Origin of the sequence: Bradyrhizobium sp. AUGA SZCCT0283 (assembly GCF_018130385.1) — a bacterium.
In the GTDB taxonomy this organism is placed as follows: Bacteria; Pseudomonadota; Alphaproteobacteria; order Rhizobiales; family Xanthobacteraceae; genus Bradyrhizobium.
The window spans coordinates 1-26,719 of record NZ_JAFCLU010000008.1 but is presented as its reverse complement, the minus strand read 5'-3'; the positions used below and the strand labels follow the sequence as shown (position 1 = coordinate 26,719).

Sequence of the window (26,719 nt, the reverse complement as noted above, 5' to 3'; positions counted from 1 at the left end):
AGGCGCCAACGTCGTCACAGCTTGGCATCTCACATCGTGAGATGGATGCGCGATCCTACCTCCACGCAAATACCGGCTGTTCCAGTTCCGCGACGCGGGTGTTTCTTCCCGCCAGCACTTCGGCAAATTGATAGATCAGCGCCGCCGTCGGCGCGTGGATATGCTGGCCGGCGTGGCGGAAACGGATCACCCGCCGCGTGCTTTCGGGAATCGTGGTGAAGCTGAAGGCGTCGTTTCGTTCGATATCGGCGAGCGCGACGCGATGCACCGAGGCGACCTCCGCGGGGTTGGGCTCGATATCGGCGCTGCTGCCGACCCAGACCACCACAGGCGTGATGAGATAGCCTGATCGCGTCGGGTAATCGTCGAGCAGGCCGAGCACATCGCCCTCGCCGAGGCCAACCCCGAGTTCTTCGTGAAGCTCGCGCAGCGCGGCCTGCGCCTGCGTCTCGCCCTGGTCGCAGCGCCCGCCGGGCAGCGCCCATTGGGCGGCGTGGGAACGCAGGCTTGCGGCGCGGCGGGTCAGCAGAAACGTGGTGCCTCCGCCGGCCTCGGCTTCCGTCAGCGCAATGGCCACCGCAGCGCGCTTCAGCGCCGGCTCCGCCTCACCGAACGGCGCCCGCGTGAATGCCGCGCAAAGCTCTGCGATATTCCGCCGGGTGGTATCGTCAAATGACCGGGCCATCCTGCTTGACTACAACACAAGCGCAGCCGATGAAATGACCCCGGACAGCATGACAGCCCGCAGGAAACGGAAAGCACGACATGACAGCCAGGGCCGCGGACAAACTCAAATCCGACGGCTGGAAGATCGTCGAAACGTCAGGTTTCCTGCACCTGATCGGCCCGCTATGGCAGCGCGTGGTCGACGGCACGCACGAGTACGCGCTCGCGACCGAGGACAAGCATCACAACCGCCGCGGCCTGGTGCAGGGCGGCGTCATCATGACCTTCGCCGACCGCACCTGCGGCATGACCGCCCGCTTCGTCTCGGGCAAGCCGACGCTGGCGACGGTGCAGCTCGATACGCACTTTGTCGAAGCCGGCAAGATCGGCGAGGTTTTGGTGTCGAAGCCGCACGTGGTGCGCTTCACCCGCAGTCTCATTTTCATCACCACCGAGGTCACCGTCGACAAACGCTGTATCGCGATGGCGAGCGGCGTGTTCAAGATCTTGAAGAGCGAGAGTTGAGGCCGTCATTGGCTGCGACAAACGCAGAGCGTTTGCGCAAGGGAGCGACAGCGACGAAGCAATCCATGCCACCGCTTGCGGCACTAGGGATTGCTTCGCTTCGCTCGCAATGACGGCGCAGAACCGGAGGAGGCCACCCATGCAATACCGTAACCTCGGCCGCAGCGGCCTGAAGATTTCGCCGATCTGTCTGGGCACCATGATGTTCGGCGGCCCCACCGACGAGGCGACGTCGTCGCGCATCGTGGCGAAGGCGCGCGAGGCCGGCGTCAACTTTATCGACTCTGCGGACGCCTATAATGGCGGCCAGTCCGAGCAGGTAGTCGGCCGCGCGATCTCGAACAACAGGCATAACTGGATTCTCGCCACAAAACTCGCCAACCAGATCGGCGACGACCCCAATCGCGGCGGGCTGTCGCGGCGCTGGGTGCTGCAGGCCGCGGACGAAAGTCTGAAACGGCTCGGCACCGACTTCATCGACATCTATTATTTGCACAAGGAGGACCACGCGACGCCGCTGGAGGAGACGGTGCGCGCGATCGGCGACCTGATGCGCCAGGGCAAGATCCGCTATTTCGGCGTCTCGAACTACCGCGCCTGGCGCGTCGCCGAGATCTGCAACATCTGCGACAACAACGGCATCGACCGCCCGATCGTCAGCCAGCCCTATTACAACGCCATGAACCGCATGCCCGAGGTCGAGCATTTTCCGGCCTGCGGCTATTACGGCCTCGGCATCGTGCCCTATAGCCCGCTGGCGCGCGGCGTGCTGACCGGCAAGTACAAGCCGGATGCGGCGCCCGACAAGGAGACGCGCGCCGGCCGCGCCGACAAGCGCATGATGCAGACCGAATGGCGGCCGGAATCGCTGCAGCTCGCGCAAGCGATCAAGCGCCACGCCGAGGCCCGCGGCATCACCGCCGGGCAGTTCGCGGTGTCATGGGTGCTGAATTCATCGTTCGTCTCGGCGGTGATCGCGGGCCCGCGCACCGAGGAACAATGGAACGACTACCTGAAGGCGCTCGACTATCGCTTCACGGCCGAGGACGAGGCGCTGATCGATCAACTCGTAGTGAGCGGCCACCCCTCGACGCCGGGGTTCAACGACCCGGCCTATCCGATCGAGGGACGGCGGGCGCGGACGGACGGCGCTGCCCGATGAACGGACGGAACGGCCCTGCGGCAGCCCACCACCTTTCGTTGCATCAGGGTTGGAACGTACCTTAACGGGATAGTAACCTCGACGGTCGAAAACTGCCCTCTTCAGGCGGAGGTCCAGTGGTGGACGAGCACAGAATAGCACCACGGCGGAGGCTGTTGAAGGCGGGCAAGATTTCGTTTGGCGGCGGGGCCGTCATCGATTGCACGATCCGCAATCTTTCCGAAACCGGCGCCGCACTCGAGGTGATCTCCCCCGTCGGCATTCCCGAACGCTTCACGCTGGTGATCGAAGCCGACCACAGCCATTTCTCATGTCGCGTCGTCTGGCGAAAAGAGAAGCGGATCGGGGTTCATTTCGAAACCTGACGCCACCGCACCGTAGGCGCACTTCACAGATCGCAGCGGGCCCGGCCTGAACCATCGTGACCAGACCCGCCGCGAAAATGATCGCTCTCGCGGCCTTGAACGTCAGTGTCTGGATTCGAGGCTGACGATAACGCCGGTGGGCTCGGGCTCGTGCGGCGACAGTTTCGTCAGCGTCTCATCGCTCCAATAGGCGAGGTTTACGATCATGCCGACCGGCGCTTCCTGCTCGGAGGCCTCGGCCGGTTCCAGGACATTGAGCCCGCCGCTGTCGATGAAGAACGTGTGATCGCCAAACATGCTGGCCAGTTGCGGAACCACCGGATGATCGTCGGGAAGCGCCTGGGCTTCGAATTGCATCAGAGCGCGTTCCACCTGTGCCGAGTTCAATTTCATGCACGACTCCTTACCTGGGTTCCTGGTTGGTTGAGACCGCGTGGGCGGCTAAGGCCGCACGCGGCTGCTTCCTGCGGAGGATACGAAAGGCGTCAAGGGTGTCGGATCCTGATCGCTCGTCTCCCCACCAGCACAGCGCGCTGGTTCGCAAGTTCTCCTTCAATCCGCACGCATCGCGAATTGAACACGGGACAGTGGTGCCTCTTTGCGCCCGTTCAACCCGGCAACGAAATTAAATTGGCAATGTTCCGCAGAAAGCCATGTTCGAATTCCTGCGGCCGCCGCGCGGAACCCTGCGGAACGCGCTCGTTAACGGCGCAGCCTGCTATCGCCCGTCGGGAATCGGATGCCGCCTCGCCAATTCATCGAGCGGCAGATGCGCTTCCGCATCGCTGAGCGCGAAACGGACAATGACGTCCTGACGGCCGACCTGCCCCCAAAGCCCGTCCGATGACCACTTCTGCGGCATGGGCCCGCGCAGGCCTTCGACCCAGACAAAATACCATTCCGTCATCGAACACCTCCTGGCCATGGCCCGGAACCAGATGCGTGATTGCCGGCAAGTGCGCACGTGAGCATACACCACTGCGATCCGTGCGGCCTGATCGTTCCTGACAGGGAGACCGCCTTTCTGCCGTCTTCTGCTCTGCACGAAATGGTCTACGCTGTTGGGATGAACTGGCTCCGGATCACGGCCGCTCGGGGATTCGGTTGAACCCTTTCCTGCCCGGTGACGACAAAATTCGCGTCATCGCATCAGGGACTGCCCGCCATGAATTCGCCAGAGCCAGCCGTCCGGACGGCACCGAACTTTAGCCCTGCCCGCCGCATCGCCGTGGCGGTGATTCTGAGCGGGCTGGTGTTTGCCGTGCTGTGGATCATGATGTTCAGCATGGTCACGTCGCTATTGATCGGATCCGGTTGCTGCGTCGTGATCGTTGCGGCGAGCTCCGTGTCGGATCTGATCGATATGCTGCTCGATGCGGTGGCTACCGTCATCTTTGGCGCGCTGGCCGTCATCGCGGCGATCTTCGGGGCGATTTTCAGTCTGTTCGGATTTTAGGTCCGCCGCTCGCATCGGGCGAAATCAGCCGCTTTGCGACGCCTCAGCACGCGCGGTCGTGCGCATACACGTGGCGTGCTTCAGGCAACTGAACTGGCTCACCTGCTTACCGCCGCGATTGGCCTGCAGCCTCAAACCGAAATCCACACCGACGGGCGCAGGTCTCTAAGCGAATGATGATCGAGATCAAAACGTGAGGGCCTTTGGTCACCTAGAATGATCAAATGGAGTTCCTTCCGTTCATTCTCGCCACCTTTTCGCTGCTGGCGATACCCGGGCCGACCAACACCCTGCTGGCTACATCGGGAGCCGGTGCTGGCGTCTCCCGCTCGCTGCATCTGCTGGCGGCGGAGCTGTGCGGCTACCTGACGGCCGTTGTCGCGCAACGGCTTGTCCTGGGTCCGCTCGTGATCGGCATCCCGATGGCAGGCGCCGTCCTTCGTGCTGCCATCACCATCTATGTGCTCTATCTGGCGTGCCTGCTCTGGCGCTATCGCATGCGTGAGCTTAAGGGCGCCATGCCCGTCACGTTTCGGGCAGTCCTGGTTACCACATTGCTCAACCCCAAGGCGGCCGTTTTTGCGTTCCTGCTCTTGCCGCCCGCGATCGGCTTTGTCGAGCTGGCGCCCTGGATCGCCATGATGGCTGTTCAGATCGTTGCCGTCGGCGCAGCGTGGCTCACCTTGGGCGCCACACTCGGGCGCGGCTTGCGCGGCCTTGGGCATCCCGAACTGATGTACAGGCTCAGTGCGATTGTGCTCGTCGTCATGGCGACGGTCATCGGTGCTCGATCGCTCGGGCTGACGTGAGGAGCCCATCCACGTCACCTTCGCCCGTCGTCATGGGTCATTGCTCGGATTCAACTGTCAAACAGCGAGAAGGTATGCGTCCGCGTTCTCGCGGCTGAAAAGCGCCCGAGCTTTGCGTAACTTCCGCCCTTCACGAAAATCAAGGGCGCAGGGAAAGCCGGGTGCACGCTGCACCCGCGGTCTCGTGTGCAATTTGCGCAGAGAACGCGCACACGAGCATACAGGGCAGCGGAGGCATCCCGGCTTTCCCTGCGCGATGGGTTACGGCTTACTTCGTGCTCTTCCCGGAGAACGGCTTTCTTGCCTCCGTCGCTCCACGAGATCGCGCTCGATCCGACAGGATCGATGCGCCACCGTGAAACTTAACGCCAGCACCGCGGCGCCCGAACCACACGACTTCGCCGTCCGCGTCAGGCGCTTAACGTCAGCCAGCGCCCTTCGCGTCCACCGCATCTCACCGCGCGTTCGTGACGTGGCCAACGCCCCTTGGGTGGATGAGATGCGCGGAGTTATGGCGTTGATTTGCCCTGCGTGCCAATTGGTCGCATGCCCCAAGCGGCAATTTGCGCTTGCGTTTGAGGCAAATCAGCCGGCAGCAAGTAGCTCGCATGAGCCAGGCGATATCCGGGATGGGCAACCAACGCCCGGATATCGCCTCCCTCATCCGGGCTACGCCTGCTCATCCGGGCTGCACTTGCTGGATTTAGCCCTGTCGAGAGGTTAGGATTTAGAATGGCCCGCGCCTTTCTCAGGAGGTCCGATCATGACACGGCACCTTTTTTTCGCGATTGCGCTCATAGGCACCGGGGTGCTCCTCAACTCACCTTCCGAAGCACAGCATTGGCGATGTGAAGACAGAGCCGCGAATTGCTTGGGCAGGTGTACCGACAGGGCAGCAGGGATAAGCGACTGGGGACGCCAGAACAAATGTTGGCGCTGCGACCGCCAAGTGATCAAATGCATGATCAACGCGAACATGCGCCGGTATAGTTATTACTGAATCCGATGGCTTGCCCGTGCGGGCGCGCTTGGAGGCAGTATGAGACCCTGGACCGCAAGTCTCGTCGCAGTACTGCTGGTGGCCTCGCCTGCCGTTGCGGACGCGCAACCGAATTGCGAGGCGATACCCCGCGGACCGGCACGGACCGACTGCTACCTCGGCCTAACTCAGTTCTATCGTGCGCAATCGGATCTCGCCGCGGCCAGAGCGCTCGCGCAATCAGACGCCGCGTGGTATCGGGCCATTACCGGAACAGCCCCTCCAAAACCCAAGCTACGTCGGCGACGATAAACGCTTCAGCAAGTCACCTATACGAGCGGGGCGATATGCGGGGATCGGCACAACCAAAACCTATCGCTCGCTTATCCGGGCTACGCTTGCTCAATCCGCATCAACGATCAGTCGCGGATCGTGTTCAGATGGACCAATGCGGGTCCTGAAGACGTGGAGATCATCGACTATCACTAGGAGCTTGCACATGGCCAAGAAACTTCCGCCGATTCATCCCGGCGAAATCCTGCGGGAAGAATTTCTCGTTCCACTCAAGCTGACACGCTGCGCCGTCGCGGCCGCGCTGCACGTGCCGCGCACCTGGATCGAACGCATCGCGCGCGAAGAAAAGCCCGTTACGGCCGACACCGCGCTGCGGCTCGGCAAGTTCTTCAGGACCGGCGCTGCGTTCTGGATGAACATTCAGGCGCGCCACGATCTCGAAACCGCCGACGACATGCTCGCGCCGCAGATCAAGAAGATCGCTTCATACGAGGCAGCATGAGCAAGTAGCCCGCGTGAGCGATGCGGGGGATCGGCACAACCGAGACCGGGGTGTCGCTTCGCTCATCCGGGCTACGCTTGCTTCGGTGAACCGAGCGGGCAAAAGGTCCCGCCGACCTGCTAGGCGACGGCTTGCCGTTCGCTCTCGGAAAGGGTTTGCAGCAATAGTTCGCCTGATGGCACGGGCTTGCTGAAAAAATACCCCTGGCCCAGGGCAATTCCAAGCGAGCGGATCTTTTCGACCTGCTCGTAGGTCTCGACGCCTTCGGCGACGACCGAGAGGTTCAATGTCTTTGCCAGCTGGACGATCGATCCGAGGACGGCAAGTGTCTCGGAGCGGCCGAGCCTGTCGATGAAGCACTTGTCAATCTTGACCTTGTTGAACGGAAAAGCGGTCAGATAGGACAGTGACGAATAGCCGACGCCGAAATCGTCGAGCGCAATGGAAACGCCAAGCCTCCTCAGACGTTCGAGCGTCTTGAGATTTTCCTGGCTGTCAGCCAGAAAAACGCTCTCGGTGATCTCGAGCTCCAGCCGTGTCTCGGCAAGTCCGCTGTCTGCCAGCGCAAACATCACGGACTCGACAAGATTGCCGCTCGCAAATTGCAGGGCAGACAGGTTGACCGCAACCTTGATGTCATTCGGCAGCGTGACGGCCTGGCGGCACGCCTTGGCGAGCACCAGATTGCCGAGCTCGACGATCAGCCCGCCCTCTTCCGCAACCGGAATGAATTCAGCGGGAGAGATCAAGCCTCTGGTCTTGTGGCGCCAGCGTGCCAGGGCCTCAACCGACTTCGCGCGGCCCGTAGAGAGCTCGAACACGGGCTGATAGAACACCTCAATCTCTTCGCGCCAGATCGCCTCGCGAAGCTCGATTTCAAGGATGTTGCGCTGGTCGGCCTCGGCCTTGAGCTCTGGCGAGTAGAGATTGAAACAATTTCGGCCGTCATTCTTCGACTTGTAGAGCGCAAGATCCGCATTGCGGAGAATTTCATCGACGCGCGTGCCATGCTCGGGTACCACGGCGACACCGATGCTGCATCCGATCACGACCGGGTGGCCGTCTATTTCATAGGGTTCGGCAATTGCCTGGACCAATCGCGCGGCGAGTGTTGCGGCGCCGTCCTGCAGCGCGGACAGCCCCGGCGCCACGATCAGCGCAAACTCGTCACCGCCGATCCGGGCCGCCGTATCGATGTCCCTGGCCTGCGCCTTGATTCGACGAGCGACTTGCTTGAGAAGCGCATCGCCGCATTGGTGGCCGAGAGCGTCGTTGACGGACTTGAACCTGTCGAGATCCAGCAGGAGCACGGCGAACGGCATATTAGCCTGCGAATACTTGTCCAGCGCTTCGTCAAGAGACCCCTTGAACAGGTTACGATTCGCAAGGCCGGTCAGGCTATCATAGTGAGCCAGCCTCTCGATCCGGTTCTCGGAAGCCTTGCGTTCAGTGATGTCTTCATGCGTCGCAACCCAGCCACCGCTCTCGCGCCGTCCATAGGAAATATAGATGACGCGCCCGTCCGGAAACTGCACCGTGTTCGAGGTGTGTTCCGATTTGGCGAGCCGGTCCTTCAGGTCAGCCAGATAGGCGTCGAGATCGCGCACGGCCTCCTGCTTTGCAAACACCTCCCGGAAATTCATGCCGATCCGAACGTTCTCCGGCGAAAGCTCATAGGCATCGAGCCATTGTCGATTGAACGCGATCAGGCGATCGCGGCCATCGAACATGCTCAACCCTTGCGGCAGGTTTCGCAGCGCGTCCTCGAATTTGCTTACGGAGTCGCGCAATTCGCGCTGTGCGCCGTCGAGAGCCTTCTGTCTTCGCCAGTGCAGCGCGGTCGCCGCCAGGATGATGAAGGTGAGCAGAAGCGCTCCGCCGAGATAGATTTTCTGCCTGGCTTGAGCGCGCGAATAGATCTCCTGCTCCGAAATGCCGGCGGTAAAGATCAGCGGAAAAGCGCGCGATCTGCGCGCGGTGATCAACCTGTTGCTCCGGTTCGGGCGACCTTCGCTCGCGCTCCAATTCCAGTATTGGCTATAGGCGCCATCCCGTAACTCGCCTTCAACGTGGCCGGGATTGCGCTGTCCCAGCACCGCGCGCTGGTCTATTCCCCGCGCGGCGAGCACGATGTAATCGGCATTTCTGAGAACAAGGGTTCCTCCGCTACCGAGCTTTGCGGTGTCGTAGAACCTGCCAATCACGTCCACGCTGATCGAGCCCACAATGACGCCCGCCGGATTTTTCCCGTGGTCGAACAGCTTTCTTGCGAGCTGGATGGTCCACTTGTTCGACGCCCGCCCGAGCACCGGCTTTGCCACATAGAGCCGATCTTCGGTCAACTCCATCGCCTTGATGAAGTGCTCCCGGTCCCCGAGATAAAGCGGCGGGCCGGAGTAGCCGGCCGTCGTTTCGAGCAAATAGCCGTCCGGTCCGATCAGCGCGAACTGAACAACGTCGCCGCTGGCCATCTGCGCTTTCTCAGCCCAGAATTTCAGGCTGAAGGCGGCCGGATCGTTTGCGTAAAGCGCGCGCGCGACCAGCAGTGACTGATCTACCCGTTCGAATATCCGCTCGGTATTTTCCTCGAACAGTTCGGCGACACTATTTCCGTGCGCCCGCGCCTGCTGCAGCGCTTCCTCCCGCTCCGAAGCCGTGATCGCGAAGTAGCCGATCCACACCAGCGGCAAAAAGAACAGCGCGATTTGCAGCGGGGCATTTCGCAAGATTCCCTTTGCAGCTTTGCGGATCAATCTGCGGGCGTGAATCACGGCGCGCGATTCCGCGCGAGCCGGAACCGCATAGTTGCGCGCTCAGAGCATGGCAACGCCATCAAATATGACATCAACTATGTCCGCCTGACCGCCCGAGGTCCGTATGGACGCGGCCGGGCACTGCCGAGATCTTGCAATCCTCGAACGTAGCGACAGCAGCCTTAAGTTTTAGTTTCGCGCAGGCTTAAGGTTTGTGTCTAAAACCCCCGTAAGATCACGGAGATAGCTGCGATCCTGCGCCTTGGCTGATCTGCATATTGCCGACCAACACGTTTGGGCGGGGCCGACAAAACGACACAGCCGATGAAAGAGGTGGATGAACCTGTAAAGCCGCTGAAGATTGGCCTCGCATGTTCGAGAGCGAGGCGCGGCTAGCTTCTGCACACGGGTGGGCGACAGGCCGCTGAGTCAGATTCTAAGGTAAGGCCGTGCCATTGCTTTCCGCATGTCCCCCATATAGTTCCAGGGACCCTATTGGAGGGTGAGATTTGGATTTTTGATTGCTGTTGCGTTGGTCGCACTCTGTCGAACGTTGCGGCAGCTCAACGGATGTGACGACCAATCAAGGGGGATCAAGCTGTGAAGAAAACGTTGATTCTGGCGGCGTTCATGACCGTTGCCGCCACGTCCAGCTCGTTCGCGGTTTCTTGCACCAAGCAGGGACAGGCTTGCCAGGCGTGGGCACGCGGGCAGGGCAACGAGGCGGCCAGCTACATCGCCGCATGCAACGCCGAAGTGCCAGCCTGCATCAGCCGATGCAAGGGCGGCACGAAGGTTTTCGTCGGCGTGGGCCGGGGTCCCGGCGGCGGCCAACATTACCCGATTGACGAGTGCAAGTAGCGCACGGATGCGGGCGTTCCTTCCCGCAGCGAGCATCATAATTGAGTGCACTGGCACCGTAATCGGAGATCAAAAAGATTGCGGCCTACGAGGCGGCGTGAGGACGCCAGTTCGGTTTTCGTCGCTACCCAGAATCCTACCCATGTGAGGCACGATCACGACTCGTCATGGCGCTGCATAGTGCGTCAGACCGGGAATCGAACCACCGACATTTTGTGGGTAGAAAGTCATGGTGCCCAGGGGCGGGATCGAACCACCGACACTGCGATTTTCAGTCACGTGCACCCCTATTTGCTAAGCTCCTGGTCGCACGCATTCTTCCACGCGCAAGCATTGAAACGTTAATTATATCAAGCCTTTCAGCTGGACGCGCCGGGACACTGGACGCACACTCACTGACATTCAAGTGAATTGGTTGTGCGGACACAGCGCGGACACCAGCATGGCGCCAGGAAATCTGAGCGAAGAAACGATTAAGCGGCTTCAAGCTCCGGCCAAGGGCAATTCCATCACCTATTTTGCCGGTGCGACGGTCCAGGGTGCCAAAGCGCCGCGCGGCTTCGGGGTTCGCGTCACGGCATCTGGGGCCCGCGCCTTCATTCTGAACTACCGCCTACGCGGACGTGAACACCGCTTTACAATCGGCGCATGGCCGGATTGGTCGGCACTGAAGGCTGTCCGAGAAGCTCGCAATTTGCGCCAGCGCGTCGACCGCGGCGAAGACCCGCTTACAGACCGAGCGATCATTCCTGCCGCTAAATCCGTCTCGAGCGTCATTGATGATTTCATGGCTAGATACGTGCTGAACAAGGAGAGACCCCTTCGGAGCGCAAATCAAATCCGCAGCGCATTTGAGCGGTTGGTCAAGCCGCGTATCGGCAAGATTGTCGTCCACGAACTTCGCCGCTCTCACGTAGCGGAGATGCTAGACAAGGTCGAAGACGAGGCTGGCCCGGTGCAAGCCGACAGAGTTCGAGCATATCTACGCAAGGCGCTAAGCTGGTACGCCGAGCGGGATGACGAATTCAACCTAAATGCCGCATTTGTTCGCGTAGGTGCAAGGGCAAATCCAAAGGAGCGAGCACGCACTCGAGTGCTTTCGGACGGCGAACTTCGCATTATCTGGCCGCTTCTTGGTGAGGCCGGAGTGTTCGGTGCTTTGCTCAAGATCCTGCTGCTAACGGCACAGCGCCGTGATGAAGTCGCAAATATGACTTGGACGGAGATTGATCCAAGCGGAATTTGGACAATCCCGGCTGAGCGATACAAGACAAAGCGATCCAACCATGTACCGCTATCGAACACTGCCCGGCGGGTGATTGAAGCCCAGCCGAAGATAGACGGCTGCGCCTACGTATTTCCGTCTCGCACCAAGACGCCCTTCTCCGGCTTCGGCAAGAGCAAGGCCAGGCTGGATAAGGCTGTCCTGTTATACATGCAGAAGCGTTCCAAAAAGGGGGCTGAAATCGAGCTCCTACCGAACTGGACCCTACACGATCTGCGGCGCACCGCTAAGACCCTAATGGCACGCGCTGGCGTGCGGCCAGATATTTCAGAGCGCGTCCTTGGACACGTCATTGCCGGAGTGGAGGGAACATACGACCGACATTCCTATGCAGAAGAGAAGCGGGAGGCCCTCGAAAGGCTCGCCGCTATTATCGTGCGCATTCTCAACCCGCTGCCAGCGAACGTCGAGAAGCTGGGTCAGCACCGTGCGAAGGTGCAGGTATGAGCGTCAAAAATACAGACCTTACGAACATTTTGGACATAGAGACTGTTGAAAGAACAAGCGCATGGCAATCGCCGATAGCTGCGGAATGTGCTGCATTTGAAGAACATAGAGATGTCCTCTTAGACAAGCTTCGCAACGGGCATAAGCTGGGGTCTAAGTCTGACCCGTTTGATGCAACTCAAACGTGGCATGACCTTTACCACCTTGCGAAATTCTATTTCCGTGAGCGGGTCATCACCCAACAAACAATGAGCGTCGCGGACTCCCTCAAGCGATTGCGCCAGCTTGCGAGAGCTTTACGCCATGCTCGCAACTTGGTCGATAGGGCAATGCGCGACGATGTGCAGGCCCCTTTGTCCAGGGCTTGGCTGGACACACAGAAAGTCACTAACCCCTCGCCGCTAATTCTTGAGATCAAAGAGAAGAAGGTGAATCTGACGTCAGAACTGATTCGTTCCATTGACAAAATGAAGGAAGCAGTTGAAGGCCTTGCCGCCTTAGAAACTGCGGCGCGCGGGGCGGTTTTGGCAACGGATATACTCTCGAAAATAGGACGTCCGCCCCTGTTAGGCAGGGACTGCATTCAGGGGCTGGCGCGCGTTTATCGAACAAGCACGGGGGCAAAACCGGGTCGGGGCGACGGACCGTTTGCCGATTTCGCCTATGAGTTCATGAGTGCAGTGGGCCAAACAGGTTTTGAGCATGGAAGCTTGACTGACGCCATCCAGGACGCACACCAGAAGTTCAAACCCTCCTGGTTTGACGAAGAGATGTAGGCGGAAAACTACCTCCCTATTAACCAAACCTTTCCCGCTGCCGGAATGTCATCGGGTGTGAAACCTTGCGCTGGAAATGGCGCGGAGGTGATCACCATGTCCAATGCAGAACCGATTCTCTCACAATTTTTGACAAAAGAAGAACTGGCCGCCGAGCTTGGTCGGAACGCGCGCACTCTCGACCGATGGGACGCACTCGCCATTGGGCCGCCGCGAACTTTTGTTGGCCGAAAGATCCTCTACCGGCGCGCGAGCTTACAGAGATGGCTTGCCGCGCAAGAGAACCCCAGCCGCAAGAATACTGCTGCGGCAAAGAAATCAAGCGCGCGCGAACTTCGAGGTGGTGCGCTATGAACCCGACCAGTGGCAGCTCAAGCACCGTGGACGCCGCGACTGACGCCCCAGCGCCACCCGTTTACATCCGGCCGAACTTTGACCGGATGCCGGCCGAGTTGAAGCTGTTGAAAAACTGGTTGCTGTGGGCTGCAGTCTGGAACGGTAAGAAATGGACCAAGCGCCCTATCCAGGTCTCTGGCTACGGGGCGAGCACTATCAACAAAAAGCACTGGTCGTCGTTCGACGCCGCGCAGCAAGCGTACGCATGCGCTGTCGCCCGCGGTTACATGGAGCTACGCGAGAGGGGGAAGCCCGTTCAACAGGCGCCCGTCGGAGGCATCGGGTTTGTGTTCGATGGTCAGCCCGGCGCGGACGGACTCGTTTTCGCTGGTGTGGACTTCGACAAAGTCATCTCGGGGGGTGAGATCGCCTCTCTCGCACAGGAACGCATTAGGCGTCTCGGATCCTATACTGAACAGAGCGTCTCCCGCGGAGGCTTGCACGTAATCGTCAAGGCACGACCTCTGGCAAGTGGCGTCGCCCACGGCGGCGTTGAAATGTACACGTCGGGTCGCTATTTCACCATGACGGGGCGGGCGCCGAAAACCGCTCGTATCGTTGATGCCGCCGAACCGTTCGCAGCGCTCGCTAATGAGCTTCAAGGCTTAGCTGGAAGCGGCGCACAAGACGGAGCCGGTACAACATCCGCAAATTATCAGCAGAAGGATGAGTTCGCCGCCTACCGTGAGCGCCCCCGAAACTTCGGGGACGCAGATGATTCGCTATCGGACGGTATCGAAACCAACATCGAAAAGATTCGATCCGCCGTATCGGCAATTCCTTCCTCGGCAATTTCGTCGGAGGCCGACTGGATGAGACTTGCGCGCGCGTTGGCGCACGAAGCCGCGATCTATAAAAAACAGTCTGAAGAATTGTGGAAGGTTCTAGATTCTGCGTCGCGTCTTGCCCCCGGTTACAACGAATCGGAAAACCGGTCTCGCTGGCTGAGATATATTAACGAGGCATTCGCCCGCGAGAAGCCAATCACCATAGCGACCGTGTTCGATTTGGCCAAGAAACATGGATGGCAGGCGGGGCCTTCACCGGGAGCAACCGAAAACGCAGCCGATGAGGGTGAGGCCGCAGGGGGACAGGCCGCGTCGGCGCCTCCCGATTTGAAATTTTCACTCTCGGACGTCCCACCGCATCGACCTTGGCTGTACAGCGTTGACCTAGTTCGTGGCGATCTCTCGGTCCTTGCTTCGCCCGGCGGAGCCGGAAAGACCTCTCTCGCGCTCGGCATGGCGATCTGTGTCGCGCTTGGCAAACCGCTCCTTGGTGAAAAAATTTGGGGAAGCGGCCCTTTCACATCGCTCTACATCAACGCTGAAGACAGTGGCATCGAAATGCGGCGACGTGCTCGGGCATTCTGCCAGCGACACACAGTAACGAATTTAGATCGGCTCTACATTGCCGGAACCGATGACCCACGAGTGCGCGGGCTCTCGCTGCTGCGCCCGGCGGGACAGAACTCGTCCGTTTTGAACCCAGATGGACTTGCACATTTGGATAGCCTCCTTGCCTCATTGCGCCCAGACCTTGTCATCATCGATCCACTCATCGCACTATGCGGGGGCATCAGCATCAATGACAACGCTGCGATGGCCTTGGCGATGCAAGAGATCAAGCGACTGGCAATTAAGTTCAATTGCTCGATATTGATTGTCTGTCACACGAAAAAAGGCGGCGAACCTGGAAGCGCAGAAGCTATCAGTGGAGCGTCTGCCATTAAGGACTTGGCTCGATGCGCTCGGATGCCAGTCACAATGACGGCGGCTGAGGCAACAAAATTTAATGTATTGCCATCTGAGCGCCATCAGCACTTTAAGTTGGTTGACGCAAAGTCCAACCTTGCTCTCCATACGGACGATACGTGGTATAAACTTGAAAGCGAAGAATTGCCAAATTCTGAACTGCCGACTTATCCGCACGGCGATCGGGTCCAAGCAGTCGTTCGGGTCAAACTGACACAGTCAAAAGCCTCGTCGGCTGCGGATTCCGAGCAGCAACGTATCAGGTTTGAAATTCTCAAGCTGATTGATCGCGGCCTTATGATCGATGGCGAGACGGTGCTTTATAGCCCGAACTCGACCGGCAAAAACAAGATCCGCGGCATTCTCGACGACGCAATGGCGGCGGTTGAACGAGTATCGGGCGACCGAACGTACTCGCCAAGCGATCTACGCGCGGTGGCGGAGCGCGAGCTTGAAGCCCTCAAGCAAGAGGGCTGGGCTATAGTCGAGAAGATTAAAAAGGGACGGTTCCGACGTACCCAAGGCTTGCGTCCCGTTTGGGAGCGCACCCCGTGGGCCAAGGAAAGAGAAGTCCTCCGTGAACATGGCGGCCCGACTGTTCGTACCGAAGAGGAGGAAGCTGAGTGGAAACGGCGGGATCTCAATGATTTTCTGCAGGGTGTCACGCCGCCCGGCGGTTAATGGGTCAATGGTGGGGTCAATTGATTGACCTTTCCCCATGGCAGTGGTGGTGGTCAATTGCCCCCTTTAAGGGGGCAATTGACCACCTGCCATCCGCACTAAGCTATTCACTGCCGGCATGCCGACGCAGGAAGTCGACAGTGCGTGCTGACCCGCGGCCGCTTCGCTAAAAGGTAGCAAGGTATCACCGCCCCTGCCTTTCCCGTCACCAGCGCACGACTGCTCCACGCCATCGCAGTGCTCACGTCCCACCTTGAAGTCTTCCTTTGAGATGTACTTCACGTTTAATCGGCCGGCGTGCCGAGGTCGCCAACAATCACGAATTTGTGCGCACCTATCCGCCAGAAAAAGCTTGTTGCCGAAGAAAGTCGTAGCTCCTTCCGAAGATACTTTGACAACAGCACTGATGCCGCGGCCGGACGGCTGCAATTCTTCGGAGAACAAAATGAACGCCAGCATTCAACGAGAAGCCCTTTCAAATAGGATCGCTGACGCGATCATCGAACTTGTAAAAAACGCAGACGGTCCCGTGACCCTATTGCAGGTCCAGCGTGAGGTTCGGGGATTTGGGACGAATACTCTTCCTGCTTGGTACTTCGCGATTCCCGGGGCCGTCGGGGATGTCTTCGTATGGGGAGGCATGACTGAGGCAGGGGAATCGGCTCTTCGCAAAATTATCTACGGCAAGAAAGTTGCCGTTCAGTTCGTCACCCCGCTACCCTACCTTCTAGATGGGCCAACGCCTTACCTCGACCGCGACGATTGGCAACCAATCATGCTCCTGCCCCCTCACGCAGCGAACATGAGCAAGCCCGATCTATTGGTACGCCTATCTCCACGATGTCTGGAGGATGCCTTGGCGGGCCCGCCATCCGGCAAGAAAGCCGATGTCCGCGTTCTAACACCTGGGCCCATGCGCTTTTCGGCCGACTATTTCTCAGTGGGTGATCCGCGAAACCACTTCTTCGCTCTAGTCACGCGCGAACCGCCGGCTAATTCACCTTCCAACTAAGACATTTCTGCAGAATCGCCTGAGACAGATCATCCGGCCAAAATGCGGTCGCTAGCTATAAGAGGTAGACCAAGGTGCCACTGCTGGAAAAACTGAAAATGGCCACGGCCGAATTTGCTTCGGGTCCAGCCGATCCGTGGCTGGCGCCTTTGCAGCGTATCCGCGGCAAGGTTGAGTTCGATGGCCAGGAGCGAGTGAGCAGCCAGACGCTCCTGGACATGCTTGAGGTTCCACAGCGCAGCCGCACTGCCGGCACATATCGACGTCTGGCGAAGCTGATGGCAGAGCTTGGTTGGTCCGCAATGCGCGTCCGCGACCTCACGCGCGGTGGCTACAAGGAGCAAGTCCGTGGCTATGTCCGTGACAAGCGAGGCTCCGGCCGAACCAATTGACAGGTAATTGAATGCCTCGCCGACGTTTCGGTCGAGGTCGCCGGATACGAAAAAAGAACTGCCCTCAGGCGGCGGTTCCTTCTCTGGTTGGAATTATTGACCGCGGGTGGTCCGAACGTTGAGCTCACGTCGAGAAAGGTCAACGCCGACGGGCGTGTCTCTGTTGATCATCAGGCGATTGTCGTGCGACGTGTCACGCATCCGCTCGGCGGCGCGCTGCTGCTGCCGCTTATAGACCTTGTCCGCATTCCGCATGTTCTGATGGGTCGCAGAAATCGAGGTGCCCTGTCGCAGTTCAGGGGTGGCATTTTTCTTCAAGCAATGGGGCGGCGTTCGCAAGAAGGTCGGCGCTATCGGGGCCGCACATTCGATGAGATGCCTCTCGGCGCGGCTTTGTAGAAGCCATACGATGATCCAAAGTGATCTTGGGAAGCGTCCGCTGCGGCTCTCAGCTAAGTCTTACGCCTTCACCCGAACAGCCGTTCTCGTAAGGTCGCGGCGGTTGGCCGTTGATTGAGAGGGCTCGCAATTCGACCAGTGTTCCCTGCCTTCGCAGCATCAGCGAATGGAATGAACGTTTCCGGATGCCGAAGGGCTGTTAGCTTCAAAGAATGCTGCCTGCCACACCAAGTCGTTCATCGCCGTGACTGCAGTAACTGCTTGCTTCACTGCGTAAGCGGTCCACATGAGGCACCCAGCAAAGATGAGGCGCGACAGCAATAGAGGAATATTTGGCAGCAGCGCGGAAACTAGGCCATTCGCAGTCGCGACCACCGCAACGACTTCAAAGATATGCATATAGGTGATGTGCAGGATGTAGTCGTTAAGCAGACCGTTCTTCATGAGGTACTTGCCGAACTCGCCTCGCAAAAGCACGTCGTATATGCGGGAGAAGGCGGCCCAGCCAAGCGCCAGCGTTAACCCATTGAATGTCAGAACGCCCGCATAGAAGGCTACGGACAACTCGCGCTTCTCCGGCGACCAGAAGGAGGCCGGAATAAAGCCTGCGACCGCACCTGAGACGCATGCGCATGCGATAAGGACGAAAGGAATGATAGCCAGCGCACCGCGCTGCTCGGACTCCTTCTGGATCGCGCTCAGCGCAGAGGGTAGAAATCTGGGTCTTTGGTCGTTCATGTTATTCTTCTGTTTCGTCATGGTGGAACTTAATCATAGCGCGCCCGGCAGTCCTTACTATGTCTTCCTCGTTCAAATCTTCATCATCAATGAAAACCCGCAATTCGCGGGGTCTTTCTTGGATTTTTTCGTTTTTGAGAACGTCGCGGTCGAACCGAGGCTTTTTGATCTCCGCGTCGATCCCATCAGCAGTTCGCCCCGCCACAGACATTTGGCCATACCCCGCCTCCACCAATCCGGCCGCAGCGGTAATGAAGCCTTCGTCGTCCATGTGCATGGTTGCTCCTGCCTTGGGCTGCGCGCTACCCGTTAGCTGGCCGATACCATCGCGCTTGAACAGGTCGCTCAACTCCTGAGAAAGCCGCGACACAGGTCGCGGATTATTCGGTTGGATCGTGAATTTGAACCGAGTCAGGTTCCAACTTCGTAATGCCTTTCTGACTTCGTCGGGCGTTGCCTCGAACACGACCGAGGTATCTGCACCCTCATGTGTCCTTACGACGGATCGAAACCGGTTGATCGCCTGCTTGCCTCCGAGATGCAACTCACCTGCACGGTCGTCCACCGCAAGCACCGACAAGGATGGCACCGCAATGAAGTCGTTAAACCGAACGCTGCCGTCGTTGATAAGCTCTAAATCGATTGTATCGGTAGCGCGGTGGTACTTGGCTCGGAGCCTCTGCTTTATCGTTACGCCGACTGACCAGAAAAACGCAGCATGCCTGTCAATCACCATCTTCTGTGGACGCATGAGCAGCGTGTCAAAATTTCTCTCCTCCTCTGCCTTAGGCCCATGTGCCACCGGCTGGCCTTGCAGCTCCGAGAGTAAATTGAACTGTGCGGTCGGTCCTAGCTGTTCATCCCCAACCGTTAGCGAGTAACGGCAAAACAGAAACGGTCGTTGCCCCATAATAATACAATTCCCCCGGGTTTTTCGAACAACATGCCACAACTGCAGCGCTAGTCAAACTCCCCGTGGTCGTAGCAAGTTGCAAAGATAGGACACCCTCCCCGCGCGACACTTGGATTTGTCGCGCTTGGGCCGTGTCCAAGCGAGGTCCGTTCATCCCTCAACAGCGGACATCCGGCGACTGCAACGGCATGTCCGTTTCGTGCCAACGCACTAAATCGCTGCGCGATAGCCCGCTGCTTGGGTAGCTCAACCGTGAGTGCGGTAACCGGAGGCAAGATCGTCAAAACATAAACTCGCTGCACGCTAGTTCGTCCGTTGAGGCGGTGCGGCTTGTCTGCGAGCATGGTTGTCGCGGATAGAACGGTTCGCAATTCCGCGTCCGAGATGCGGAAGGCTACATCTGCATCGTCAAGAATTTGAATGCGGACACCGTGCAATCGGAGAAGCAGTGAGCATCTTGACGAGTAGCTTGAGACAGTTTCGGTTAGACAAAATTGAGGTTTGTTGCCGCCTTCAAAAATTGGTTCGCCCTATGATGCTCCAAGGCTGTTGCAAGGCTGATCGCGCAGAAGTTGTCGAACGTGACCGTTTTGCAACGCCTAACTCTTTGAAATCATATGGGGAGAGAAACCTACTTTCCCCAGTTAGCAATACTTGTGCCATAACGCCAAAGTTGTGCATGCCTTCGAGGCCAGTACACCCTTCGAAAAATTACCCGGCACTCAAATCACGTACCGCGGCTAAATCTCCATAGCGCCCGCGGCACCGCCGGTGCCCCACTTCCCGCGATTTCGTGCCTTGGCGCTTTTCGGACGCCGGCCGCCGTAGCGCGTGGACAGCATCGTCATGCCGGCATCCGAAAACCTGCACAACAGCGGAAATGAAGCGGCTTGTTCGATCACCTGATCAGCGAGCAGCGTGGAGACGCAGAATTTGGTATGGCATCCAAGTGTGGGGCGAACGCCGCGGGCTCCTAGACCCAACTGCCCCGCCCCGTGCGGTAGCCGGCTCAGCCGCGCCCGAAACAACGTGGTGGCGCATTTTTCGTCGGTCATCGATTGGAAAGAAGTGCGGTAAGCGTGCTATTTAAAGGAATCTTTTTCCAGGCAATGGCCCTTTGCCCGCTTATTTGGGGATGATTTGTGCCTTCAAGGAGCGTAACTTGAGACGCTAAGAAGCAAGAAAAATTGATCGTGGGAGGATCGCGCCATGAGTCGGACGAAATTTTTCGTTTGGGCGTCCCTCGCTTGTAAGTCTCGACTGACCACGCATTTGCAGCATTGCGCTTTGGCCGAGACATAGCCGATGATCGCCATAGCGACATCGGTTCGCGATGGCGCGGGTCTTGACCGCGTCGGCCAGGCTGCGCTGTCTGGCAGATCTGGATCTCTGGCGGTCGGACTGGTTGTCGTTGGACTTTGGCTGACGCCCGGGTTCGCCGCGGCAGGTGACGCGCTGCAAGTGACGAATGCCCGGGTGCCGGCGTCGGACGAAGTTGGTATCGATCTCCCGCTTGTGATGACGATCAGGAACGATGCGACCGAAGCCGACGCCATACTGCGCGTCCGCTGTCCGTTTGCGAATTTCTCCGAAAAGCACACCGTCGATCGCGGCGAAGGCGCGCCCGCAATGCGTGCGGTCAAGTCCATTCCGATCCCAGAGAACAAGACGATTGAGCTCAAGCGCGACGGATATCACGTGATGCTGCTGCAGACGCGGCAGAAGCTCGTCGATGGCGAGACGTTTACATGCGCCGTCGTTTTCCAGAAAGCCGGAACCAAAGAAACGGAGGTGCAGGTTTCACGAACGCCCTGATCGCGACAGCGGACCGGAGAGTTCGCTGAACAAAAGGCTTCTCAGCTGAACGCCCGGATGTGCCGGACGCTCGATCCAGCATGAATTTGCCACAGGAGGGCATGACTCATGGAGCGATTATCAGGTTACACAAGAATCTCCACACGAGCACGTCTGCTCGCCATTGCCGTTGCTGCCGGAGGCATGCTGGCTGCACCGCCAGTCTCCGCTGCAGACGAGGTCAACCAGGAACGGCTGCTCAACGTCGACAAGGAGCCGGGCAACTGGCTTCATCATCATCAGAATTACTCGGCTCACCGGTTCTCCAGTCTGAAGGAGATCAACCGCGATAGCGTGAAGAACCTGAAGGTTGCCTGGACCATGCACCTCGGCGGCATCGAAGGCGGCGGCATCTGGAGCCATGGCGGGCTGGAAGGCACGCCGATTGCCGAGAACGGCTTTCTCTACGTCACCGATGGATGGGGTTCGGTCTACAAGATCGATGCGCATGGTGGCCGCGGCGTGCTGGTCTGGAAGATGGATCCTAAGACGGACCGTGACTGGGCTGGTGCTGTGGCCTGCTGCGGCGTCGACAACCGCGGCGTCGCACTGTGGGGTGATCTCGTCATTTCCCACACGCTTGATGGCCGGCTGATCGCGACCAACAAGGAAACCGGCCAGGTTGCCTGGCAGCGCACTGTCGCCGATCCGGACAAGGGCGAGGTGATCACCGGCGCGCCCTTGATCGTCAAGAACATGGCGATCACCGGCGTGGCCGGCGCGGAGTACGGCATCCGTGGCTGGATCGCCGCCACCGACCTCACGACCCAGAAGGAGGTCTGGCGCACCCACACAATCCCGGGCAAGGGCGAGCCCGGCAGCGATACCTGGAAAGACAGCAACAACGCGGCTGCCGCCGGCGGCGGTTCGACCTGGGTAACCGGCACCTACGATCCCGCAACCGACACCATCATCTGGGGCACCGGCAATCCCGGACCGGACTGGGATAACGCCTATCGGCCAGGCGACAACCTTTACACTGACAGCTCGCTGGCCCTTGACGCCACAACCGGCAAGATCAAGTGGCACTATCAGCACACGCCAAACGACCCCTACGACTATGACAGCGTGGCGGAAAACGTGCTGGTCGATATCCCCGGGCCCAGTGGTCCGCGGAAGCTCGCGCTCGAAGCGGACCGCAACGGCTTCGCCTATGCGATCGATCGCACCACCGGCAAGTTCGTCTGGGGCCTCCCGTTCGTCAAGAAAGTCACATGGACCAAAGGGCTCGACGCGGAGACCGGCAAGCCGATCGAGTATGACCCGAACAAGGCCGTGCAGACCTATATCGCGGCGGTGACGCCAAGCCGCACCAACATGGAAACCGACATCTGCCCCGGCAACATGGGCGGCAAGAACTGGCCGCCGACGGCCTACAATCCGGATCTGAAGCTCTGGTACATCCCGGTGATCGAGAGCTGCAATCGCATCAAGGTTGAGGTGATGACGCCGGACAAACTGAAACCGCGGGAGTTCTGGACCGGCGGCGGCCCGAGCCAGCCATTCACGATCACCGGCAGCGTGACTGCGATCGATGTGACTACCGGCAAGATCGCCGGCAAAATGGAAACGCCGTTCCCCAATTTGGGCGGCATCCTTGCAACTCCCGACCTCGTCTTCACCGGTCAGCCATCCGGCGAAGTGATGGCGCTTGACGCCAAGTCATTGCAGAAGCTCTGGGAGTTCAACACGGGCGGCGGCGTCAACGCACCGCCGATGACCTTTACGGTCGATGGCAAACAGTACGTCGCCATTTTGGTCGGCCTGGGCGGCGCTTGGGACAAGTGGTTCATCGATTCGACGCCCGAACTGAAGAAGATACAGCCGGGATCGATGCTCTACGTATTCGCACTCTGACCTCCTCGAAAACGGAGGGCCCGCCAACCGTCGGGCCCTCCGCTCCTTCGACACGGGAGGTAAAAATGAAACTCAACGCATTCCCTACGGCGGCGAGCATGCTGGTGGTGAGCATCGTCGCCCTGAATTGTTCGATGCCAGCCACTGCTTACGGTCAGTCGGCGCAAGCGCCACCTTCGGATCCGACCAATGCCGGCAAGGCGGTGTTCAGCAAGGCCAATTGCGTGGGCTGCCACAAATGGCACGGCCATGGCGGCGGCGGCTATGGTGGCGATGCGCTGTCGCTGCGCAAGACCGAGCTGACGCGGGATCAGATTATTGAAACCGTCGGCTGCGGGCGGCCGGCCACCGGCATGCCGTTCTTTATGCGCGGCGCCTACGATGAGGTGAAATGCCACGGCATGAACCGGCAGGATGCGGGGACACAGATGCCGCCCGAGGGCGGAACGTTTCTGCGGCCGAAAGATATCGAAGCGGTCGCCGACTACGTGATCGCCCACATCAAGGGAGCCGGCGAACCCACTTACGCGGAGTGCGTCGCCTTCTTCGCCAGCGCATCGCGGGTATGCGACGTCTACAAGACGCAGGGGCAGAAGCCGGAGGATGCCGTCGCCAACACGGGGAAGAACCAGTGATGGACCGACTGAAGCTGCCGGGAATTTTTGCCGCGGGTCTCTTGGCCTGGCAGGCGGTCGCGCTCGCGAACTCTCCGGCTCGGACGGAAGAATTCAGTGGCAACGACCTGCGTGACATCCGCCTCGGAATGGCCGCGAATGAGCTGGCGGAGGCCGGCTACGTCGACTTCGCCTGCGCGGCGGACACGAAGCATGCATTGGCTGGCTGGAAAAACTGGCGTGACTGTCCTCCCGACGCGAGTGGGACACGGGCGATCCGATTTGGTTACGATCCGTCGACCAGTCGGGATGGCACCATGGTGGCGGGTCATCCGGCGATCCTGACCTTGCTGATCGACGATACCGGGCACGTTGCCGGTTTGCAGATCGAGACCGATCCGAAGGCGCGTCTCTATATCCGGAAGAAGGCGTTTCTCCTGGGGCTACAGGCCAAATCGCGCTATGGCTCGGACGGCTGGGCATGCAGCGAGGGCCAGCCGGGTGCAGGAGACCAGCCAGTGGGAGGCATCTACCTCAAGGAGCGCTGCACCAAGACGATCAGTGGCCGTTCGCTCGTTGTCGAACGCAACCTGTTCCGCCGGCCCGATCAGGACAGCAAGAGTTTTGTCGACGAAACTCGAATCAGCATCCTGCGAGCCAAGAACTAGCAGCTCTCAATGATGCGGGTGCGGTGCTGAATTTGCAGCGTTCCCACCATCGACACGATGCAGTTCGGAAACACCGAGCTTCAACTCGCCTGTGCTGGAGATCTCTTCGGTTACGGTACGAGTGTCCGCAACGCTCGAGATGGCAAACTATGTAAAGGACATTGTCGACGGCCCCAGGCGGTCTTTCCCTGGAAACGGACATCGTCAGGGCCGGTCGCCGGTCTCAAAGGTGCCAAACTCAGACATCGGTCACGCCCTCGATCCGCATGGTAGTCGGCGCGGGCGTCTTGCTAGGCCACTGTTGATTGTTATTGTTTTCCGAGTGCAATCTAGTTCACCCGTGTTGAGGTCGCTGTAGCCGACCTTCAACATCGCGCACCTCAAATCGTTCGGTGCCGCACTTCTCCTTGAAGCGCAACATTCGAGCGCCGCACAAGAAGTCATTCGTTCCGTCTTCCGGGATGCGTGACAGAAATTGTGAAACGGACGGGAACATCTGCCGTGATAGGCTAGTTCCACCCTCTGGGGGCAATCACGAGGAGGCTACCATGAGGACACCTCAGCTCTCCGCATTAGTGTTTGCTGTGCTTACCTTCAGTGCCGTCGCCGCGGAACCTCAGAAGCTGTGGGAGGCGAGTGGCTTCAAGCAGCCCGAGTCGGTGGTCTTTGACCGAGCCGCGGGGGCTATTTATGTGTCGAACGTCAACGGCGATGCGATGAAAAAGGATGGCAACGGCTTCATTTCAAAGCTCGGGCCGGATGGAAAGGTCGTGACAATCGAGTGGGTCAAAGGCCTCGACAGTCCGACCGGGCTCGCGCTTGCCAACGGCAAGCTGTACGCCGCAGACGTGGATCGAATTGCGGAAATCGACATCGCCAAGGGCGAAATCATCCAGCGATACGAGGCACCCGGATCCAAGTTCTTGAACGACCTCACGGCTGACAAGACGGGACGGGTCTACGCATCCGACATGGTGACAAACAGCATTTGGGCGCTCGACGGCGGCAAGCTGTCTCTCCTGATGCAGGATGACGCGCTCGACAACCCGAACGGGCTCCTCGCCGAGGACGGGAGGCTTGTGGTCGCGTCGTGGGGCAAGATGGCCCCGGATTTCTCGACCAAGGTGCCCGGTCACATGAAGGTGGTCGATCTCGCGACGAAGAAAGTGTCTGCTCTTGGTGACTCGACACCGGCCGGCAATTTCGATGGTGTCGAGCCCGATGGCAAGGGCGGCTATCTTGTCACCGACTGGGTAAGCGGCGGCCTGTTCCAGGTTGCGAAAGATGGCAAGCCGACGCGCCTCCTTCCGCTAACGAAGGGGAGCGCCGATCTCGGCGTGGGGCCCGACGGCACCGTCATGATCCCGATGATGATGGACGGCACTGTTGTGGCTTACAAAGTCGATACGCACTGATGACCGGGGTGCAAGCAATGGGTTTCGCAACGAAGCTTTACGTCGCAATTTGCGCAGGGACGAAAGCGGCCAAGTTCTGACGTGGATCGTGCTGCACGTCTCACGTTGTCGAAAGTGAGGTGGTTCGCGGCATGACCGCTTTGGTAGAGTCGAGGATGGGCGCGGTAGCTTGGGGCCTATGGCCAACGCCCCGTTTCCCATCCCCGCTCATCAAACCGGGCGTGCCGATTTCCGGCACCCGGCTTTCCGACTGGCTTCACCGCAAGGCACACGACGGCCGGCCGCTCATTTCCTGGTGTCGGGCAACGACACCTCGGCACGTGACGGTCTTCGCCAAGCAGTAGAGCTTTCTCTGAAGGCTCCAGATCTTATCATGCGTTGTCAGGCTCATCACCAATCACCTTCACCTCACCATCTTCAAAAGCGCACCAGAAGTCGGGGCCCTTTGCTCCGCCGGCATTACTCGGCATCAACGCTCCTATTGCCCCGTCCGACTCCCGCCGTGACCACCGCCTGATGCGATGCTGAGGCCGCTACCCTCGTCCGCGACGGGTCTCCCCCTGTAACTGCGAACCACCCTTCCGACGTGCCGTGCCCACTACCCCGGCGGATCGCGTGGGTGCGCGTGTCGATTGCTTCCCCACACGTGCGGCCTTCCCCAAATGACCGGAGGGTCGGCATCCGCATTACAACTTTCGAGGCCTGCTCGGGCTTCACTTTTGTTACGGCCCATCGGATCGCTCAGCAGCCCAAGGCCGCCTTCGTCGCAGGGCTCCGACCCAGCCAGTCACCCGGCCGAGCCGCCTGCCAGCTTCCGGACCAATCGACAATTATCCGGGTGAGACCCTCCCTCACTGATAGCTCGCGCCCTCGGGGCGCACGGTCAATAGCGTCGTTTTGGCCATGTGCTGAAGCACTTCCGCTCTTCCCCCAACAACGGACATTGTGAGAAGCGGTCGGCATGTCTCAAAAGTGCCATTAGGCGATATTCGAATGAAAGAGGCCGCCAACTGAGGCGGCCTTACTTCGTCAACTCGCGGACGGCATCCAAGACTAGGAAGACGGCTTCGTCGGGCGGAGCGGCAGACCTTTCCTTGGTAGGACCTGGCTAATTCTTGGATCACCGGTGTGCCGAGCGGCGCGGCC

General features: G+C 59.5%; 27 protein-coding genes. 18 read left to right on the top strand and 9 right to left on the bottom strand.

What is annotated here, in order from left to right; genetic code table 11:
* Nucleotides 1-55: 55 nt before the first annotated feature.
* Nucleotides 56-685, bottom strand: coding sequence for a CoA pyrophosphatase (locus JQ624_RS13190; protein ID WP_212419319.1), 630 nt, complete (start codon nt 683-685; stop codon nt 56-58).
* 80 nt (nt 686-765) lie between these two features.
* Here JQ624_RS13190 and JQ624_RS13185 point away from each other — a divergent pair, with 80 nt between their 5' ends.
* From JQ624_RS13185 to JQ624_RS13175, 3 genes are all read left to right on the top strand, one after another.
* On the top strand, nt 766-1,191 hold the full coding sequence (locus JQ624_RS13185; RefSeq protein ID WP_212419318.1) for a PaaI family thioesterase: 426 nt from the start codon (nt 766-768) through the stop codon (nt 1,189-1,191).
* Nucleotides 1,192-1,330: 139 nt separating this feature from the next.
* Nucleotides 1,331-2,353, top strand: a complete 1,023-nt coding sequence (locus tag JQ624_RS13180; RefSeq protein ID WP_212419317.1) for an aldo/keto reductase — start codon at nt 1,331-1,333, stop codon at nt 2,351-2,353.
* A gap of 119 nt (nt 2,354-2,472) precedes the next feature.
* Entirely contained in the window at nt 2,473-2,718 is a 246-nt protein-coding gene (locus tag JQ624_RS13175) for a PilZ domain-containing protein (protein WP_212419546.1), read from the top strand.
* Between the two features lie 102 nt (nt 2,719-2,820).
* Here JQ624_RS13175 and JQ624_RS13170 read toward each other — a convergent pair whose 3' ends face one another.
* A complete protein-coding gene (locus JQ624_RS13170) occupies nt 2,821-3,111 on the bottom strand; it encodes a hypothetical protein (protein WP_212419316.1) in 291 nt (96 codons plus the stop codon).
* 325 nt (nt 3,112-3,436) lie between these two features.
* The gene (locus JQ624_RS13165) at nt 3,437-3,625 is read right to left on the bottom strand and encodes a hypothetical protein (protein WP_214489358.1); all 189 of its coding nucleotides are present in this window, start codon (nt 3,623-3,625) and stop codon (nt 3,437-3,439) included.
* A 258-nt stretch (nt 3,626-3,883) separates the two neighbouring features.
* On the opposite strand from JQ624_RS13165, the gene JQ624_RS13160 reads away from it, so the two are divergent.
* From JQ624_RS13160 to JQ624_RS13150, 3 genes are all read left to right on the top strand, one after another.
* A complete protein-coding gene (locus JQ624_RS13160; RefSeq protein ID WP_212419314.1) occupies nt 3,884-4,174 on the top strand; it encodes a hypothetical protein in 291 nt (96 codons plus the stop codon).
* A 224-nt stretch (nt 4,175-4,398) separates the two neighbouring features.
* Nucleotides 4,399-4,983: a LysE family translocator gene (locus JQ624_RS13155; protein ID WP_212419313.1), complete on the top strand. Its 585-nt coding sequence runs from the start codon at nt 4,399-4,401 to the stop codon at nt 4,981-4,983.
* Nucleotides 4,984-6,461: 1,478 nt separating this feature from the next.
* Nucleotides 6,462-6,758: a HigA family addiction module antitoxin gene (locus JQ624_RS13150; protein WP_212419312.1), complete on the top strand. Its 297-nt coding sequence runs from the start codon at nt 6,462-6,464 to the stop codon at nt 6,756-6,758.
* A 119-nt stretch (nt 6,759-6,877) separates the two neighbouring features.
* On the opposite strand, the gene JQ624_RS39305 is transcribed toward JQ624_RS13150, so the two are convergent.
* Nucleotides 6,878-9,484, bottom strand: a complete 2,607-nt coding sequence (locus JQ624_RS39305) for an EAL domain-containing protein (RefSeq protein ID WP_212419311.1) — start codon at nt 9,482-9,484, stop codon at nt 6,878-6,880.
* Nucleotides 9,485-10,111: 627 nt separating this feature from the next.
* Between JQ624_RS39305 and JQ624_RS13140 the strand changes: the two genes are divergently transcribed.
* The 5 genes from JQ624_RS13140 (at nt 10,112) to JQ624_RS13120 (ending at nt 15,711) form a co-directional block, all read left to right on the top strand.
* The gene (locus tag JQ624_RS13140) at nt 10,112-10,372 is read left to right on the top strand and encodes a hypothetical protein (protein WP_212419310.1); all 261 of its coding nucleotides are present in this window, start codon (nt 10,112-10,114) and stop codon (nt 10,370-10,372) included.
* A gap of 442 nt (nt 10,373-10,814) precedes the next feature.
* On the top strand, nt 10,815-12,104 hold the full coding sequence (locus JQ624_RS13135) for a site-specific integrase (RefSeq protein WP_212419309.1): 1,290 nt from the start codon (nt 10,815-10,817) through the stop codon (nt 12,102-12,104).
* The gene (locus JQ624_RS13130; protein ID WP_212419308.1) at nt 12,101-12,880 is read left to right on the top strand and encodes a hypothetical protein; all 780 of its coding nucleotides are present in this window, start codon (nt 12,101-12,103) and stop codon (nt 12,878-12,880) included. Before JQ624_RS13135 ends, JQ624_RS13130 begins: the two co-directional genes overlap by 4 nt.
* Nucleotides 12,881-12,976: 96 nt before the next feature.
* Nucleotides 12,977-13,234: an AlpA family transcriptional regulator gene (locus tag JQ624_RS13125; RefSeq protein WP_212419307.1), complete on the top strand. Its 258-nt coding sequence runs from the start codon at nt 12,977-12,979 to the stop codon at nt 13,232-13,234.
* A complete protein-coding gene (locus JQ624_RS13120; protein ID WP_212419306.1) occupies nt 13,231-15,711 on the top strand; it encodes an AAA family ATPase in 2,481 nt (826 codons plus the stop codon). The genes JQ624_RS13125 and JQ624_RS13120 overlap by 4 nt, the downstream gene beginning before the upstream one ends.
* 66 nt (nt 15,712-15,777) lie before the next feature.
* On the opposite strand, the gene JQ624_RS13115 is transcribed toward JQ624_RS13120, so the two are convergent.
* Complete coding sequence (locus JQ624_RS13115) at nt 15,778-16,170, bottom strand: hypothetical protein (RefSeq protein ID WP_212419305.1); 393 nt, start codon at nt 16,168-16,170, stop codon at nt 15,778-15,780.
* Between JQ624_RS13115 and JQ624_RS13110 the strand changes: the two genes are divergently transcribed.
* On the top strand, nt 16,157-16,723 hold the full coding sequence (locus tag JQ624_RS13110; RefSeq protein ID WP_212419304.1) for a hypothetical protein: 567 nt from the start codon (nt 16,157-16,159) through the stop codon (nt 16,721-16,723). The genes JQ624_RS13115 and JQ624_RS13110 overlap by 14 nt on opposite strands.
* Nucleotides 16,724-16,821: 98 nt before the next feature.
* The gene (locus JQ624_RS13105; protein ID WP_212419303.1) at nt 16,822-17,115 is read left to right on the top strand and encodes a hypothetical protein; all 294 of its coding nucleotides are present in this window, start codon (nt 16,822-16,824) and stop codon (nt 17,113-17,115) included.
* Nucleotides 17,116-17,208: 93 nt separating this feature from the next.
* On the opposite strand, the gene JQ624_RS13100 is transcribed toward JQ624_RS13105, so the two are convergent.
* From JQ624_RS13100 to JQ624_RS13085, 4 genes are all read right to left on the bottom strand, one after another.
* Complete coding sequence (locus JQ624_RS13100; RefSeq protein WP_212419302.1) at nt 17,209-17,433, bottom strand: hypothetical protein; 225 nt, start codon at nt 17,431-17,433, stop codon at nt 17,209-17,211.
* A gap of 240 nt (nt 17,434-17,673) precedes the next feature.
* Nucleotides 17,674-18,252, bottom strand: coding sequence for a hypothetical protein (locus JQ624_RS13095; protein WP_212419301.1), 579 nt, complete (start codon nt 18,250-18,252; stop codon nt 17,674-17,676).
* Between the two features lies 1 nt (nt 18,253).
* Entirely contained in the window at nt 18,254-19,162 is a 909-nt protein-coding gene (locus tag JQ624_RS13090) for a hypothetical protein (RefSeq protein ID WP_212419300.1), read from the bottom strand.
* 743 nt (nt 19,163-19,905) lie between these two features.
* Entirely contained in the window at nt 19,906-20,220 is a 315-nt protein-coding gene (locus JQ624_RS13085) for a hypothetical protein (protein WP_212419299.1), read from the bottom strand.
* 250 nt (nt 20,221-20,470) lie between these two features.
* Here JQ624_RS13085 and JQ624_RS13080 point away from each other — a divergent pair, with 250 nt between their 5' ends.
* From JQ624_RS13080 to JQ624_RS13060, 5 genes are all read left to right on the top strand, one after another.
* Nucleotides 20,471-20,980 (top strand): copper chaperone PCu(A)C, encoded by a 510-nt coding sequence (locus JQ624_RS13080; RefSeq protein WP_212419298.1) that lies wholly within the window; start codon nt 20,471-20,473, stop codon nt 20,978-20,980.
* 108 nt (nt 20,981-21,088) lie between these two features.
* Nucleotides 21,089-22,876: a PQQ-dependent dehydrogenase, methanol/ethanol family gene (locus JQ624_RS13075; protein ID WP_212419297.1), complete on the top strand. Its 1,788-nt coding sequence runs from the start codon at nt 21,089-21,091 to the stop codon at nt 22,874-22,876.
* 134 nt (nt 22,877-23,010) lie between these two features.
* Nucleotides 23,011-23,511, top strand: a complete 501-nt coding sequence (locus JQ624_RS13070) for a c-type cytochrome (protein WP_212419545.1) — start codon at nt 23,011-23,013, stop codon at nt 23,509-23,511.
* Nucleotides 23,511-24,158: a hypothetical protein gene (locus JQ624_RS13065; protein ID WP_249129779.1), complete on the top strand. Its 648-nt coding sequence runs from the start codon at nt 23,511-23,513 to the stop codon at nt 24,156-24,158. The genes JQ624_RS13070 and JQ624_RS13065 overlap by 1 nt, the downstream gene beginning before the upstream one ends.
* A 548-nt stretch (nt 24,159-24,706) precedes the next feature.
* A complete protein-coding gene (locus tag JQ624_RS13060) occupies nt 24,707-25,573 on the top strand; it encodes an SMP-30/gluconolactonase/LRE family protein (RefSeq protein WP_212419296.1) in 867 nt (288 codons plus the stop codon).
* Nucleotides 25,574-26,719: the final 1,146 nt, after the last annotated feature.

Bases quoted from the DNA above. Each gene is read 5' to 3' on its own strand.
- JQ624_RS13180 (WP_212419317.1), top strand. From the start codon at position 1,331: ATGCAATACCGTAACCTCGGCCGCAGCGGCCTGAAGATTTCGCCGATC.
- JQ624_RS13165 (WP_214489358.1), bottom strand. From the start codon at position 3,625: ATGACGGAATGGTATTTTGTCTGGGTCGAAGGCCTGCGCGGGCCCATG.
- JQ624_RS13150 (WP_212419312.1), top strand. From the start codon at position 6,462: ATGGCCAAGAAACTTCCGCCGATTCATCCCGGCGAAATCCTGCGGGAA.
- JQ624_RS13135 (WP_212419309.1), top strand. From the start codon at position 10,815: ATGGCGCCAGGAAATCTGAGCGAAGAAACGATTAAGCGGCTTCAAGCT.
- JQ624_RS13130 (WP_212419308.1), top strand. From the start codon at position 12,101: ATGAGCGTCAAAAATACAGACCTTACGAACATTTTGGACATAGAGACT.
- JQ624_RS13120 (WP_212419306.1), top strand. From the start codon at position 13,231: ATGAACCCGACCAGTGGCAGCTCAAGCACCGTGGACGCCGCGACTGAC.
- JQ624_RS13155 (WP_212419313.1), top strand. From the start codon at position 4,399: ATGGAGTTCCTTCCGTTCATTCTCGCCACCTTTTCGCTGCTGGCGATA.
- JQ624_RS13070 (WP_212419545.1), top strand. From the start codon at position 23,011: ATGCCAGCCACTGCTTACGGTCAGTCGGCGCAAGCGCCACCTTCGGAT.
- JQ624_RS13080 (WP_212419298.1), top strand. From the start codon at position 20,471: ATGATCGCCATAGCGACATCGGTTCGCGATGGCGCGGGTCTTGACCGC.
- JQ624_RS13110 (WP_212419304.1), top strand. From the start codon at position 16,157: ATGAACGCCAGCATTCAACGAGAAGCCCTTTCAAATAGGATCGCTGAC.
- JQ624_RS13075 (WP_212419297.1), top strand. From the start codon at position 21,089: ATGGAGCGATTATCAGGTTACACAAGAATCTCCACACGAGCACGTCTG.
- JQ624_RS13105 (WP_212419303.1), top strand. From the start codon at position 16,822: ATGGCCACGGCCGAATTTGCTTCGGGTCCAGCCGATCCGTGGCTGGCG.
- JQ624_RS13090 (WP_212419300.1), bottom strand. From the start codon at position 19,162: ATGGGGCAACGACCGTTTCTGTTTTGCCGTTACTCGCTAACGGTTGGG.
- JQ624_RS13185 (WP_212419318.1), top strand. From the start codon at position 766: ATGACAGCCAGGGCCGCGGACAAACTCAAATCCGACGGCTGGAAGATC.
- JQ624_RS13190 (WP_212419319.1), bottom strand. From the start codon at position 685: ATGGCCCGGTCATTTGACGATACCACCCGGCGGAATATCGCAGAGCTT.
- JQ624_RS13160 (WP_212419314.1), top strand. From the start codon at position 3,884: ATGAATTCGCCAGAGCCAGCCGTCCGGACGGCACCGAACTTTAGCCCT.
- JQ624_RS13170 (WP_212419316.1), bottom strand. From the start codon at position 3,111: ATGAAATTGAACTCGGCACAGGTGGAACGCGCTCTGATGCAATTCGAA.
- JQ624_RS13060 (WP_212419296.1), top strand. From the start codon at position 24,707: ATGAGGACACCTCAGCTCTCCGCATTAGTGTTTGCTGTGCTTACCTTC.
- JQ624_RS13085 (WP_212419299.1), bottom strand. From the start codon at position 20,220: ATGACCGACGAAAAATGCGCCACCACGTTGTTTCGGGCGCGGCTGAGC.
- JQ624_RS13095 (WP_212419301.1), bottom strand. From the start codon at position 18,252: ATGAACGACCAAAGACCCAGATTTCTACCCTCTGCGCTGAGCGCGATC.
- JQ624_RS13115 (WP_212419305.1), bottom strand. From the start codon at position 16,170: ATGCTGGCGTTCATTTTGTTCTCCGAAGAATTGCAGCCGTCCGGCCGC.
- JQ624_RS13125 (WP_212419307.1), top strand. From the start codon at position 12,977: ATGTCCAATGCAGAACCGATTCTCTCACAATTTTTGACAAAAGAAGAA.
- JQ624_RS13065 (WP_249129779.1), top strand. From the start codon at position 23,511: ATGGACCGACTGAAGCTGCCGGGAATTTTTGCCGCGGGTCTCTTGGCC.